This is a genomic window from Embleya sp. NPDC001921 (genome assembly GCF_053594475.1).
On the sequence record NZ_JBSFEO010000057.1, the window covers coordinates 1 to 13,671 of the forward strand.

Annotated in this window: 12 protein-coding genes; 5 read left to right on the forward strand and 7 right to left on the reverse strand. The window is 72.4% G+C overall.

All coding sequences use genetic code 11. From position 1 onward, the window contains the following. Both ACWCPW_RS43585 and ACWCPW_RS43590 read right to left on the reverse strand, forming a co-directional pair. A partial coding sequence (locus tag ACWCPW_RS43585) for a M4 family metallopeptidase (protein WP_449767171.1) occupies positions 1–2,016 on the reverse strand: 2,016 nt, incomplete at its 3' end. Positions 2,017–2,307: 291 nt separating this feature from the next. Continuing rightward, a complete protein-coding gene (locus ACWCPW_RS43590; RefSeq protein WP_449767172.1) occupies positions 2,308–3,735 on the reverse strand; it encodes a helix-turn-helix domain-containing protein in 1,428 nt (475 codons plus the stop codon). A gap of 275 nt (positions 3,736–4,010) precedes the next feature. Between ACWCPW_RS43590 and ACWCPW_RS43595 the strand changes: the two genes are divergently transcribed. Continuing rightward, the gene (locus ACWCPW_RS43595) at positions 4,011–4,268 is read left to right on the forward strand and encodes an SCO5918 family protein (protein WP_449767173.1); all 258 of its coding nucleotides are present in this window, start codon (positions 4,011–4,013) and stop codon (positions 4,266–4,268) included. Positions 4,269–4,375: 107 nt separating this feature from the next. Here the strand turns inward: ACWCPW_RS43595 and ACWCPW_RS43600 are convergent, their stop codons facing one another. After that, positions 4,376–4,870 (reverse strand): winged helix-turn-helix transcriptional regulator, encoded by a 495-nt coding sequence (locus ACWCPW_RS43600; RefSeq protein ID WP_449767174.1) that lies wholly within the window; start codon positions 4,868–4,870, stop codon positions 4,376–4,378. A gap of 124 nt (positions 4,871–4,994) precedes the next feature. On the opposite strand from ACWCPW_RS43600, the gene ACWCPW_RS43605 reads away from it, so the two are divergent. Continuing rightward, positions 4,995–6,461 (forward strand): DHA2 family efflux MFS transporter permease subunit, encoded by a 1,467-nt coding sequence (locus ACWCPW_RS43605; RefSeq protein WP_449767175.1) that lies wholly within the window; start codon positions 4,995–4,997, stop codon positions 6,459–6,461. Positions 6,462–6,479: 18 nt separating this feature from the next. On the opposite strand, the gene ACWCPW_RS43610 is transcribed toward ACWCPW_RS43605, so the two are convergent. The 3 genes from ACWCPW_RS43610 to ACWCPW_RS43620 all read right to left on the reverse strand — a co-directional run bounded on the left by ACWCPW_RS43610 (position 6,480) and on the right by ACWCPW_RS43620 (position 8,976). After that, on the reverse strand, positions 6,480–7,076 hold the full coding sequence (locus tag ACWCPW_RS43610; RefSeq protein ID WP_449767176.1) for an HhH-GPD-type base excision DNA repair protein: 597 nt from the start codon (positions 7,074–7,076) through the stop codon (positions 6,480–6,482). Positions 7,077–7,189: 113 nt separating this feature from the next. After that, positions 7,190–7,873 (reverse strand): response regulator, encoded by a 684-nt coding sequence (locus ACWCPW_RS43615; RefSeq protein ID WP_449767177.1) that lies wholly within the window; start codon positions 7,871–7,873, stop codon positions 7,190–7,192. Then, positions 7,870–8,976 (reverse strand): sensor histidine kinase, encoded by a 1,107-nt coding sequence (locus ACWCPW_RS43620; RefSeq protein WP_449767178.1) that lies wholly within the window; start codon positions 8,974–8,976, stop codon positions 7,870–7,872. Before ACWCPW_RS43620 ends, ACWCPW_RS43615 begins: the two co-directional genes overlap by 4 nt. A 165-nt stretch (positions 8,977–9,141) precedes the next feature. Here ACWCPW_RS43620 and ACWCPW_RS43625 point away from each other — a divergent pair, with 165 nt between their 5' ends. From ACWCPW_RS43625 to ACWCPW_RS43635, 3 genes are read left to right on the forward strand one after another with little or no spacing between them, the layout of a single operon-like run. Next, a complete protein-coding gene (locus tag ACWCPW_RS43625; protein ID WP_406294512.1) occupies positions 9,142–10,071 on the forward strand; it encodes an ABC transporter ATP-binding protein in 930 nt (309 codons plus the stop codon). Next, positions 10,071–11,558, forward strand: a complete 1,488-nt coding sequence (locus tag ACWCPW_RS43630; protein WP_449767179.1) for an ABC transporter permease subunit — start codon at positions 10,071–10,073, stop codon at positions 11,556–11,558. Before ACWCPW_RS43625 ends, ACWCPW_RS43630 begins: the two co-directional genes overlap by 1 nt. Then, positions 11,555–12,343, forward strand: a complete 789-nt coding sequence (locus ACWCPW_RS43635) for an ABC transporter permease (protein WP_449767180.1) — start codon at positions 11,555–11,557, stop codon at positions 12,341–12,343. The genes ACWCPW_RS43630 and ACWCPW_RS43635 overlap by 4 nt, the downstream gene beginning before the upstream one ends. A 52-nt stretch (positions 12,344–12,395) precedes the next feature. Here the strand turns inward: ACWCPW_RS43635 and ACWCPW_RS43640 are convergent, their stop codons facing one another. Next, on the reverse strand, positions 12,396–13,382 hold the full coding sequence (locus tag ACWCPW_RS43640; RefSeq protein ID WP_449767181.1) for a serine hydrolase: 987 nt from the start codon (positions 13,380–13,382) through the stop codon (positions 12,396–12,398). Between the last annotated feature and the right edge of the window lie 289 nt (positions 13,383–13,671).

The following is a 13,671-nucleotide window of genomic DNA, read 5'->3' on the forward strand; positions in this document are numbered from 1 at the left end:
GAGCTTGCCCTTGACGTATGCCAGCGACGCGGTGTAACCGCCGGTGCCCGAGCGGCGGTTGCCGCCGTTCTGCGAGGCGATCGTGCCGAACTGGGCCAGGTGCGCCTGCACGTTGGCCACGCTGATGTCCGGCGGGTCAATCGGGTTGGTGGGTCCGCTGGAGACGGTCAGGTTGTACTGCGCGGTGTGCGTGACGCTGGTGCCCGTACCCGTCACGGTGATCGCGGTGGTGCTCGATGGTGCCGAGGCGCTCGCCGTCAGGGTCAACACCGAGGTGCCACCGGCCTGCACGGTCGCCGGGTTGAAGGACGCGGTCACGCCGGACGGCAGCGGACCCGCCGTCAGGGTGATGTTCTGCGCCGCGCCCTGGGTCACGCTGGTGGTCACCGTCGTGGTCGCGGTGCCACCGGGCGCCACGCTTCCGCTGGTCGGACTGACGGCGATGGAGAAGTCGGGACCCGGATTCACGTTGCAGGTGGGGTCGTTCGGCTGCGCCGGCAGACTGACGGCGTCCCACGCGGCCTTGGTCTTGGCGAACAGGGCGCAGGTGGGGTCGAGGGTCTTGGCCGAAGTCAGGGTTGTGGTGCGGTATTTCTTGTAGGTCATGCCGCTGGTCTTGAGGAGCATGCCGCCGTAGAAGATCTTGCCCGCCTGCTGGATGCCGACCCCGGTGAGGGTGGTGTTGTTGCAGGTGGGGCTGTTGGGCTTGCCGCCGCCGGGGCTGGTGCCCTCGGCGAGGAGGTAGAACCAGTGGTTCAGGGGGCCGGCGGCCTTGTGGACCTCGGTGCTGGGGATGGAGGAGCTGTAGCAGTCGGGGTCGCCGTTGGTGGAGGGCTTGTGCATGTAGCGGATCGGGCCCTGGCCGACCAGGTTGACGGTCTCGCCGACGGTGTAGTCGGGGACGTCGTAGGGGGAGGGCTCGTTGGCGTACGCCTCGGTGAGTGCGCCGAAGATGTCGCCGGTGCCTTCGCCGAGTCCGGCCTCGCTGCCCGCGCCGCCGGGGGTGAACTGGTCGATGCCGTGGCCGAATTCGTGGCCGATGACGTCCATCGACGAGATCCACTGGTTCTGCTGGTTGCGGCCGATGGTGACGGTCGAGCCGTCCCAGTAGGCGTTGAGTTCGTTCAGGCCGACCTTGATCGGCCAGCTTCCGCCGTTGCCGTTGTGCCCGTTGCGACCGAGCCAGTCGCGGAGCATGTTCCATTCCTTCTGCGCGCCCCACATGGCGTCGACGCAGCTTGTCTCCTTGCTGGTGGCCTGGCCGTTGCCCCACGAGTCGGTGGACTTCGTGAAGACCTGGCCGGTGCTGTAGTCCGCACAGGACAGGCCGGGCCGGCTCGGGTCGCGCAGCGAGAAGGAACTGCCCGAGCCGGTGGTGTCGATGGTGAGCGGGTTCGGCCCGTTCCACTGGCTGTTGCCGCTGCCGGCGCGGACGTCGTCGTAGCTGTCGAGCACCGCTCCGGTGCCGGCGTCGACGAACACGTGCAGCCTGCTGGGCGCGGTGGCGGTACGACCGACCAGCACGGTTTCCCAGGCGAGCGCGCTCTTGTCGTCCTTGACCCGGACCACCAGGCGGTGCGAGTCGACCTTGTCCACGACCGCGAGTTGGGCCTTGGAGGTTGATTCCGCGGCACCGGCGGTGATGGTCGGTTGGGTGGTGACCGACACCTGCGTTCCGGTGGAGGACTGGGTCGCCCGCACCCGGCCCTTTCCGTCGGCCAGCACCACGGCGTCCCCGCCGACGACCGGGAGGCCGCGGTAGGTGCGCTGGTACGCGACCGAGTACAGGTCGTTGACCCACGGGGTCACGACCTGGCGTTCGTACTGCTCGTCGGGCCCCTTGGCAAGACTGTCCAGGCCGCTGGCGGCCGCCCGGTCGGCGGCGGATACCGCGAGTGCCTGGGAGTTGGCGGGGGGAGGGGACGGGTCGGCGGCGGCCGTGGGTCCGGCCGCGCCGATCGCCAAGCCGGCGAGCATGGCCAGGACGGTCCCGGCCGTGGTCGTTCTGCGATTCATCGAGGCTCCTTGGGTGGAAGGCGTGCCTCGACCACGTCGCCGGCTTGCGCCGCGTACGCCTCGTGAGCGACGCGGGCGACCGTGCAGGCCGGGTTCGTGCCCGAGCGAGCGAAACACTCACACGGGTGTGGGGATGCGGTGAAGCGATCGGCAACGGCCGGCAAATTCTGGCAAACACCAAGCAGGCCCCGGGAGTCGCGGGAGTGCCGGGTCAACCGATCGGGCGGTCGTTCGGGCCTCGAAGACGGCTCCGGGGCCGTTCGAGGACCGGGGGTTTCGGCCGACCGCCGCTCATTGACCAGGCATCTGCTCCAACAGGTCGCGGACCTCGGGCAGATCGCTCCAATGCTGGGTCAGACGTCGGCGCAGGCCCAGTAGTTCCCGATTTGTGGTCGCGGTGCCCAGGCCGGCTGCCTCGTGCACCACCGGCGCGGCGGCGAGCACCGCCGCGTCCGGCTGCCCGGCGCACGCGAGCGCGTCGGCCAAGCGCACGGTGAGCAGCACCCGAGCCGGTCGCATCGGCATCGGCAGCAGGTCGAGCGCCGCCTGGACCGACTGCACCGCGGATCGGGCCGAGGCCAGGTCGCCGGTGCGCGCGGCCAGGTCGCGCAGCGCGCCGCCGATGGTGGCCTCCATCCGCAACCGGCCGGCAAGTCCGGTCAGCCACGGCGCCTCGGCCCGGTCGCGTTCGTCGAAACGACTGACGTGTCGATGCGCGGTGGTGATGTGCCGGCGACACTCGCCGATGTCACCGCCGAGCGCGTGTCCGCGAGCCTGATAGAGCTGGGCCAACGTGGTGATCCAGGCCCGGCCGGTGTCCACCGCCTCCAGCGCGCGGGCGTAGGCCAGCGCCGCCGCCGCGTCACCGTCGAGGCGGGCCAGCGAGCACACGTCGCCGAGCAACGACGCGCGGGCGCCGGGACTCTCGCACACGTCCGCCCAGTTGAGGCCGCGGTCGTACCAGGCCATGCCGATCACGCTCTGCCCCTGCTGCATCCGGAAGCGACCGGCGAGCTGGGCGTAGTCGGCGGCCAACCGCAACTGCGCGTGCGGCGAGCGGCCGTGCGCGTTGAGCGACTCGGCCCAACTGACGATCCGGCGCAGCACGTACTCGACCGAGCCGACCAGCCCGGTGGTGGCGCCGCCGTGCAGACCGGCCTGGGTGTAGCCGCCGAGCAGGGCGGTGAGTACGTGGACGACGTCGGGGTCCACGCCGGCGGGGTTGTTCCCGTCGATGTCGCCCAGGATGGTGAGCGCGTCGGCGTACGGCGGGACCTCGCACTCGTGACAGCCGTCCTTGCCGTGCAGCGGGCAGGGCAGCCCGTGGTACGGCAGCCGATCGGGCCAGAACCGGTCGGCCAGCGGTGCGAGGCCCGCGGGCGCCTCGCCGCCGGGGATCACCGAGAAGTGGGTGCGGTGCAGGGCCGGCGTCGGGATCGATCGGCTCGTCAGCAGCGCGGACAGGTCCCCGCCGGTGTCCAGGAGATCGTCGAGTCGGCGCGGTAGGCCGGCGGGCGGTTCGCGCAGACCGGCCTCCAGCTTGCTGATCAGGCTGTGGTGGTAGCCGACGCGCAGACCGAGTTGCTGCTGCGTCATTCCGGCGAGGCGGCGCCGGGTCCGCAAGGTGCGGCCGAACTCCGCCCACAACGGTGTCGACGCGACCTTTAGCGGTGTGGACGCGACCTTTGTGGTGACGGGCGCGTTCGGGAGCCTGTTCACGTTCGTCCTCCCCGAGGGTAACTCCGGATGGTCGACGGTTGGTCACTGCCCGGAGCAGGGTGACAGACGATGGTGCGGGTTGTCTGCGGTGGAACGAGGCATTCCGCTTTTGCCGGATGGGTGTACAGGGCTCGAACCCGAGGCGACACGATGTGACATATCACCCCGCATTACCCGGCCGGCCCCCGGACGGCGGTCATGGACTGTGCTTGCGGCCGGGACTGCGCAAGACTTGCCACACCGGTAGCACTCACCCCTTCCTTTGCTGAGGCAATATGCGCTGCACGATCGCTGGCCAGTCCTTCCACCTGCAGATGAACGAGGTGGAGCGCGCCATGAGCGGGGTCAAGCCCGACCCGATCACCGGCGAATCGGTCCGTATCGGGCGCCGTACCTATCCGGTCAAGCAGGTGGGCTCGGTGATCACGGGCCAACTTCCGCGCGACTTCAGCGCCGCGGAGGTTTCCCGGGCGTTGACCAAGCTCGGTTTCACCGTGCTTCCGACCGCGCCGCCGGCCGAGCCGACGCTCTGATCCTCGCGAACGATGTCGGCCCGGTCGGCCCGCAACGCCGGTCGGGCCACACGGGGTACGCGCGCGCGTCGGGGGTCACCCGGCGGGGCTCGTGCGGACGGTGCGGGTCACGCCGTGGGCGCGGCCTTGGGGGACAGGCCCTCCAGCAGGCCGTCCCGGGCGCCCGGGCCCGCGGAGGCGCGCAGATCGCGCGAGGTCAGCGGGTCGCCGCAGTGTGAGCAGACGTGTACCGCGGTGGCCGGTTGGCCGCACGCGCTGTGGGTGACGATCAGCGGCGGGCCGTCGGGCGCGGCCCACTGGTCGCCCCACTGGCGCATCGCGTTCAGGACCGGCCACATGGTGCGGCCCTTGTCGGTCAGCCGATAGTCGTAGCGCGCGGGCTTGTCCTGATACGCCTCCCGGGTCAGCACGCCGTGCTCGACCAGGTGTTCCAGCCGCTGGGTGAGCACGTTGCGGGAGATGCCGAGCCGCTCGTGGAAGTCGTCGAAGCGGGCCACGCCCAGGAAGGCGTCCCGCACGATCAGCATCGTCCACCACTCCCCGGCCACCTCGAGGAACTGGGCGACCGAGCAGGCCATCTCCTGGAAACTCTTCCGACGCATGGCTCCATCCTAGCCGGTGAGTCCTTTCATGGAACTCATTGAGTTGCATTATAGAACTGACGAGCCCTACGTTGAGTTTCGTCATAGAACTCAGTTGTGGAACCCACCTGGGAGGGCAGTCGTCATGGCCGACACCGAACCGGATCACCCGCCGCGCGCGCTCGCCGCAGTCCTGGTCTGCGCGGGCGTCGTACTCGTCAATCTCGACCTGTTCATCGTCAATGTGGCGATGCCCTCGCTGGCCGAGAGCTGGTCCGGCGCCTCGCTCGCCGACCTGTCCTGGGTGCTCAACGCGTACACCGTCGTCTACGCCGCGCTGCTGGTGCCCGGCGGCCGGTTGTCCGACCGGATGGGCCACCGGCGCGCCTTTCTGGCCGGCATCGCGGTGTTCACCGCGGCATCCGCGCTGTGCGCCGCCTCGCCCACGCTCGCGGTGCTGGTGATCGCGCGACTCGCCCAGGCGGTCGGTGCCGCGCTGCTGACGCCCGCGTCACTGGGTCTGCTGCTCTCCTCGTACCCGCCGGAGCGGCGCGGCTCGGTGATCCGCGCGTGGGCCGCGATCGGCGGGCTCGCCGCCGCCCTCGGGCCGATCCTGGGCGGGCTGCTGCTCGAACCCGGCTGGCGCTGGGTCTTCGTGGTCAACCTGCCGATCGGTGTACTCACCCTGGTGCTCGGCGTGCGCCGACTGCCCGATACGGCGCCCACCGACCGGGGTCCGCTGCCGGACCTGCTCGGCGCCGTGCTGCTGACCGCGGCGATCGGCGCGTTGTCCCTGGGCGTGGTGCGTGCGCCCGACTGGGGATGGCTCTCCGGCCGTGCGGTGGGCGTGTGGGTGGCCACCGCGGTGCTCGTGGCCGGCTTCCTGCTGCGCAATGGACGCCATCCGCGGCCGGTGGTCGAGGGGGCCCTGGTGCGCAACCGCACCTATGCCGTCTCGGGAATCGCCAACATCCTGTTCGGTGTCGCGTTCGCCGGAATGTTGTTCTCGTCGACGATGTGGATGCAGACCGTGTGGGGCTGGAGCGCGTTGCGCACCGGATTCGGCACCGTGCCCGGACCCCTGTGTGTGCCGTTCGTGAGCATCCTGGCGGGCCGTTACGTGTCCCGCTTCGGGCCGGGCGCGCTGGTCGTGGTCGGCGGCTTGTCGTTCAGCGCGGGACTGGGCTGGTGGATCGTGCGGCTCGAACCGCACGCGCACTACGCGAGCGATCTGCTGCCCGGCTCGATCCTCACCGGCATCGGCGTCGGCCTGATCCTGCCGACCCTGATCGCCACCGCGACCGGCGCACTGACCCCGGATCGCTTCGCCACCGGTTCGGGCGTGATCACCATGCTGCGCCAGGTGGGCGCGGCGCTCGGTGTCGCGGTGTTCGTCGCGGCCGTGGGCGCCCCGGCCACCCTGGAGGGGTACGACCAGGCCTGGGCCATTCTCGGCGCGGCGACCCTGCTGACCGCGACGGCCGCGCTGTTCCTGCCCCGATCCGGGCGGACCGCGCCGGCGGCACCGGGTGCCTCGGCACCCGCGTCGACTCCCGCGTCGGCACCCGCGTCGACAGCCGAGGCGACAGGGCAGGCCACGCGGGTGAACTGATCGCGCGCGGGCGGGCGGTCAGGAGTCCTTCGCCGCCTTGGCGGCCTTGGCCGCGCGCTTGGCCTCCTGCTTGTGCGCGCGGACCTTGGCCAGCGATTCGGGGCCGGTGATGTCCGCGACCGACCGGTGCGAGCCGGCCTCGCCGTAGCCGCCGGCCGCCTCGCGCCAGCCCTTCGGGGTCACGCCGTACTGCTTGCCGAGCAGGGCCAGGAAGATCTGCGCCTTCTGCTTCCCGAAGCCGGGCAACGCCTGCAGCCGCTTGAGCAACTCGGCACCGGTGTCCGCGTCGGCCCACACCGCGCTCGCCTCGCCGTCGTAGTTCTCGACCAGGTACTGGCACAACTGCTGCACGCGGTGCGCCATCGACCCGGGATAGCGGTGCACGGCGGGCTTGGTGGACAGGAGTTCGGCGAACGCGTCCGGCTCGTACGCGGCGATCTCGTGCGCGTCCAGATCGGTGCGGCCCAGGCGCCGGGCGATCGTGTACGGGCCGGCGAAGGCCCATTCCATCGGGATCTGCTGATCCAGGAGCATGCCGACCAGCGCCGCCAACGCACTGCGCCCGAGCAATTCGTCCGCCTCGGCCTGCTGGGCCAGGTGCACTGTCGTGTTCATCCCCCGATGATCTCCCGGGCGGCCCCGGACCCGCACGCGGACTCGCCGACGTGCGCCCGCAGGTCACCGGCCGCGGAGCCTGGTGGAGCCGGGCGGCTCCGGGGCCGGTTCGCTCATCGGCCGCCGGAGCGCGGTACGACCAGGCCCGACTCGTACGCGATGACCACGGCCTGGACCCGGTCGCGCAGGCCCAGTCGGCGCAACACCCGGCTCACGTGCGACTTGACCGTCTCCTCGCCGACCACCAGACGGCCGGCGATCTCCGCGTTCGACAGGCCCTCGGCGACCAGCCGCAGGACGTCGACCTCGCGAGGGGTGAGGTCGGCCAGACCGGGCGGGGCCGGGCGCGGACGCAGCCGGGTGAACTCGCCGATCAGCCGGCGGGTCACGCTCGGCGCGAGCAGCGCCTCGCCGGCGGCCACCACACGCACCGCGTCGAAGAGGCGCTCGGCGGTCACGTCCTTGATCAGAAAGCCGCCGGCACCCGCGACCAGCGCGTCGTAGACGTGCTCGTCGAGGTCGAAGGTGGTCAACATCAGGATCCGGGGCGGCTCGTCCTCGACGGTGTTCGCGCGGATCCGCCGGGTGGCCTCGATGCCGTCCATGACCGGCATCCGCACGTCCATCACCACGACGTCGGGGCGCTGCTCGCGGCAGCGGCGGATCGCCTCCGCGCCGTCGGCGGCGGTACCGACCACGGTGAAGTCCGGTTGGGTGTCCAGCAGTGCGGCGAAACCGGCCCGAACCACCTCCTGGTCGTCGGCCACCACGATCCGCAACGCCGCCGGCCCGCTCATCCGACCCCTCCCGCGGCTGCGAGCCCCCCGGCGGGTATGCCCGCGGTGCCGGCCACCCGGCCGGCCGGCAAGGTCGCCTCGACCACGAATCCGCCCATCGGCGGGTTCCGGGTGCGCAGCTCGCCGCCCACGCTGGCGGCGCGCTCGCGCATCCCCAGCAGGCCGTGCCCGCCCGGACCGGCGCCGGCGCGCGGCCCCGGGCCGTTGTCGCGGACCCGCACCAGCAGCAGATCATCGTCGGAGTAGTCGAGCAGCACGTCGACGGCGGCTCCGGGCGCGTGCCGGCGCGCGTTGGTCAACGACTCCTGGACGATGCGGTAGGCCGCCAACTCGACACCCGGATCGAGCACGGCGATCCGCCCGCGCACGATCAGCCGCACGCCCGCGCCGGCGAAGTCCCGGGACTCGTCGATCAACTCCAGGAGCTCCTGGAGGCCCGGCTGCGGTCGGCGGGTCGGCTCGGCGCCGGCGTCCTCGCGCAGCACCCCCAGCAGGCGGCGCATCTCGGTCAGCGCGGTGCGGGCCGTGTCGCCGATCGCGAGCAGCCGCTCGGCGCCCTCCTTCGGCATCCCCGGCGTGGCCAGCCGGGCGGTCTCCGCCTGTACCGAGATCATCGAGATGTGGTGGGCGACCACGTCGTGCAACTCCCGGGCGATCCTGGCCCGTTCACCGCGCGCGGTGAACTCCAGCAGGGTGCTCTCGATGGCGTGCCGCGAGGCGTCCCGCTCGGCGTTGCGGGTGCGGGCGCCGCGCACCCGGGCGAGCGTCAGCGCCGCCCACGCGATCACCACCGCGATCGTCGCGGCGATCGGAACACCCCCGTAGAGCACCCCGACGGGAACGACCGCCACCGTCACCGTCACGGCCACCGTCACCGGCCGGCGCCACATCAGGACCAACGGCACCGTCGCGCACAGGGCCAGGATCAGCGCCACCGACAACATGCCCGCCGCCTCGTCGGAGCGCGGCGCGGTGCGGACCACCGTCTCCGGCAGCGAGAACAAGCCGAGCGCCACCCCCGCGCCGAAGGGGTGCCACCACGGCTCTCCGCGTCGACGACCGAGGTCGAGGACGCGGCCGGGGACCGGATCGCTGTGCTTCATGGCGTCATTGTCCCGGGCGGGCCACGCGGTCGGCTTCCCCCGGGCCGGGGAATCCGCCTCCCCCGCGCCGGGGAGGCGTGCGGTGGGCCTCCCCCCACGCGGGGAACCCGGTTTGGCTCGCCCGCGTGATGTGCCGGACCCGGCCGAATTCATAGCCTCCGGGGTATGGAAGCAACCATCGAAGTTCGCGGCCTGCGCAAACGCTACGGTCCGCAGACCGCCGTGGACGACCTCTCGTTCACCGTCGCGCCCGGCCAGGTCACCGGCTTCGTCGGACCCAACGGCGCCGGCAAGTCCACGACCATGCGGATGATCGTCGGCCTGGACCGACCCGACGAAGGCTCCGCGCTGGTCGGCGGCAGGCACTACCGCACGCTGCGCACGCCACTGCGGCACCTGGGTTCGCTGCTGGACGCGGCGGCGGTGCACCCGGCCCGCCCGGCCCGCGACCACCTGTTGTGGATGGCGCACTCCAACGGCCTGCCCGCGCGCCGGGTGGACGACGTCCTGGAGAGCGTCGGCCTCGCGTCGGCGGCGCGTCGGCCCGCGGGCGGCTTCTCGCTCGGCATGCGGCAACGCCTGGGCATAGCCGGCGCGCTGCTCGGCGATCCGCCGATGCTGATGCTCGACGAACCGGTCAACGGCCTCGACCCCGAGGGCGTGATGTGGATCCGCGGGCTGCTGCGCGCGCTGGCCGCGGAGGGCCGCGCGGTGCTGGTCTCCAGCCACCTGATGAGCGAACTGGAGGACAGCGCCGACCACCTCGTGGTGATCGGCCGAGGCCGGCTGATCGCCGACACGAGCATCGGCGAACTGCTCGCCGCCGCGTCGGGTGGCCGGATCGTGCTGCGCACCGCGCGGCGCCGCGAGGCGATGACCGTGCTGACCCGGGTCGGCGCGACCGTCGCGGCCACCGAGCGCGAGGCACTGACCGTCACCGGCCTGGACGCGGAGCGGATCATCGGGCTGCTCACCGAGCACGGCGTGCCGTTCTCCGGGATCGCCGAGCACCGCGCCTCGCTGGAGGAGGCCTACATGGAACTCACCCGGGACGCGGTCGACTTCCGCGCCGCGACCGACGCCGGGGAGCGATGATGGCGGACGCCACGACCACGACGCCGTACCGAAGCCCGCTCACCGGCGGCCGGGACGGCTTCGGTGGGCTGCTGCGCGCCGAGTGGACCAAGCTCAGGTCGGTGCGCCGATGGCTGCTCACACTGACCGCGGCGGCCGTGCTGACCGTGCTGGTCGGCCTGCTGATCGCGGGCGGGACCGGTGTCAAGGACGTGTCGGGCGGCGGCGGGCAGAAGGTCAAGCCGGCCGACCACTTCGCCGACGGCGGCCAGTTCGTCGAGCGCGAGCTGGCCGGCGACGGCGAGCTGGTCGCCCGGGTGAGCACGCAGGAGCGCAGTGCCGGGCGGGCCAAGGCGGGCCTGATGATCCGGGCGAGCGACGCGTTCGGCGCGGCGTACGCGGCGGTGGTGGTCACGCCCGACCACGGGGTCCGCCTGCACAGCGGATACGACAGCGACAAGGCGGGCGGCGGCGGTCCGGTGCCGCGCTGGCTCAAGCTGGTTCGGGCCGGTGACACGATCACCGCGTACGAGTCGAGCGACGGTGCCGGGTGGCGTCGGGTCGGCCGGGTCGACCTGGAGGATCTGCCGCGGACCGCTCGGATCGGGCTGTTCGTCTCGTCGCCGGACGCGGTGAAGGTCGAGCGCGCGTTCGGCAGCGAGGGCATCTCCTCGCAGAGCACCACCGGCAAGGCCACCTTCGACCACGTCAGCCTGAAGCCGGCGCAGCCGCAACAGCCCGCCGGGACCTGGCAGAACCGGGCCGGACCGGGCGGGGCGGGCGCGTCCGCGGGACCGGCGACGGAGGGGCCGGACGCCGGGCCGCCGCCCGGCTTCACCGAGGTGGACGGCACCTTCACGGTGATCGGCATGGGCGACATCGGCCCGGACCGGTTCGGCGAGGACGCCACGCAGACGATCCTCGGCGGCGTGCTGATCGCGCTGATCGCCGTGGTCGCGCTCGGCGTGGTCTCGATCACCGCCGAGTTCCACCGGGACACGATCCGCACCACGTTCGCCGCCACCCCCCGCCGAGGGCGGGTGCTCGCGGCCAAGGCCATCGTGGTCGGCGCGGCCACGTTCGTCGCCGGACTGGTCGGCGCGTTCGGCGCGTTCCTGGCCACGGGACCGGTGGAGCGCTCGAAGAACCGCATCCCGGTCGGGCTGTCCGATCCGAACGTGCTGCGCGCGCTGATCGGTACGGCCGTGCTGCTCGCGGTCGCCGCGATGTTCGCGCTGGCGGTCGGCGCGATCCTGCGCCGAGGCGCGCCCGCGATCACTCTCGTGCTCGCGCTGCTGCTGATCCCGCGCATCGTGGGCAGCGGCCTGCCGGTGTCCACCGGGGCGTGGCTCGAACGACTCACCCCCTCTGCCGGATTCGCCATCCAGCGCACCTTCGACCGGTACGACACCGCGATCGCACCGTGGGCCGGGCTGGGCGTGTTGTGCGCGTACACCGCGGTGGCGCTGGCGCTCGCCGCGTGGCGGCTGCGGGAGCGGGACGCATGAGGAACGCCGCGCTCGCCGAGTGGACCAAGCTGCGCACCGTGCGCTCGACCGGTTGGCTGCTGTGCGCACTGGTCGTGGCCACGGTGGCGGTGAGCGTACTGACCACGTCGGCCATGCACGCCTCGGCCTGCGCGACGCCGGCCGGGTGCTTCGAGGACACCACCAAGGACAGTCTGACCGGTGTTCGGGTCGGCCAGATCGCGGTCGTCCTGCTCGCGGTGTCGATGATCGGCAACGAGTACGGCACCGGGATGATCCACACGTCGCTGGCCGCCCTCCCGCGCCGGATCGTGTTGTTGGGCAGCAAGGCGATGTTGCTCGTGGCGATGGTCGCGGCGGCGGGCACGATCGGCGTGCTCGGGTCGCTGTCGGCGGGGCGGGTGATCCTGGACGGCAACGGCTTCACCCCCGAGCACGGCTATCCCGCGCTGTCCGCGACCGACGGGCCGACGCTGCGCGCGGCCGGCGGCACGGTGCTCTACCTGGTGCTGATCGCGCTGCTGGCGCTGGGCGTCGCGTTCGTGCTGCGGGACACGACCGGCGCGGTCGCGGTGCTGCTGACCCTGCTCTACATCCTCCCGCTCCTGGTCCAGGCGATCGCCGACCCGGACTGGCACCGCCGCCTGGAGCGGATCACCCCGATGACGGCGGGCCTGGCCATCCAGACCACGCGCGACCTGAACCACCTCCCGATCGCCCCCTGGCCCGGCCTCACGGTCCTCGCCGGCTACGCCGCCCTGGCCCTGGCCCTGGGCACCTGGCGCTTCCTGCGGCGGGACGCGTGAGGCGCGGGTCCCGTCGGGGGCGGGGCGGCGGCGGAGGGGAGGCGGGTCGGGCTCAGTTCGCGGCGGCCACCACGGCCGGGACGGCGGCTTGCGCCACTGCTTCGAGTTGGGTGATGCCGGTGGGCATGGAGGGCTGGTCGTCGGAGAGGACGGCGATCAGGAGCGGCCGGCCGGCGTGGGTGATGTGGCCGATGCTGTTGATCACCCACAGGCCGGTGGCGTCGCGGGGGAGCCAGCCGTTCTTCAGGGCCGGGGTGGTGTCGCGGTCGGCGGCGGTGGCCACGCCCCAGGTCTGGCCGTCCTCGACGGAGGTCATCAGGTCGGCCAGGTAGGCGCGGGAGCCGGCGTCGAGCGGGGAGTCGATCGCGGTGATCGCGTCGAGCAGGCGGACCTGGTCGGTGGCGGTGGTCCGGGTCAGGCCCCAGGACAGGCCGGTCGGTTCGGTCTCGGTGAGGCCCAGGGTGGTGTTGGCGGTGCGGAGGCCGGCGGCGCCGCCGATCGCGGACCACAGGGTGTCGGCGGCGTCGTTGTCACTGTGCTCGATCATGGCGGCGGCGGTGGCCCGTTCGGCGGTGGTGAGGGCGCGGTGCTCCTGTTGGGTCCGGAGGAGGAGCGCGGCCAGGATGTCCACCTTGACGATGCTCGCGGTGACGTAGGACCGGTCGGTGTTGTAGCCGACCGGTTCGCCGCCGGCCGGGTCGAGGATGGCCACCGACAGGTTGCCGGCGATTTCGGGCAGGGCGGCGGCGAGGGCGGTCGCGGCGGTCGGGCCGACGGCGGGTTGCCGGTCGGCGCCTCGGGCGACGTCGGTGGGGGCGTCGGTCGACGGCAACGTGGGCTCCGTGCTCTCGGGCGGTACCGCCGGCGGGTCCGCGGCCGAACTCGCGGTCGGCGCGGGGCTGAACGAGGTCGGCTCCGCGCGGTTGCCGGAGACGACCATCCACAGCAGGGTCGCACAGGCGAGGACCACCGCCAGGGGAGTGAGGACGGATCGGCGGCGGCGTGCCGCGCGGTGCGTTCCTTCGCGGGCGGGGCTCATGCACGACACGGTTGCGGGCGGGGCTGTGCGGCGGGTGAGACGAGTCTTAAGAGTCGATGAGAGCGGGCGTTCGGCCGGGGTGTGGGCGGGTGTTCGCCCGGGGGTGAGGGTGAGGGTCGGCCTGGGGGTGGGGGCGAGGGTTGGTCCGGGGGCGAGCGTCGGTGTTCGCTCGGCGGTGGGCGTGAGGGTTCGCCCCGGGGGGTGAACGTGGTGTTCGCTCGGCGGTGGGCGTGAGGGTTCGCCCGGTGGTCGGGTGGTCGGTGGGCTTCGAGGGACTGGGAGACTCCCC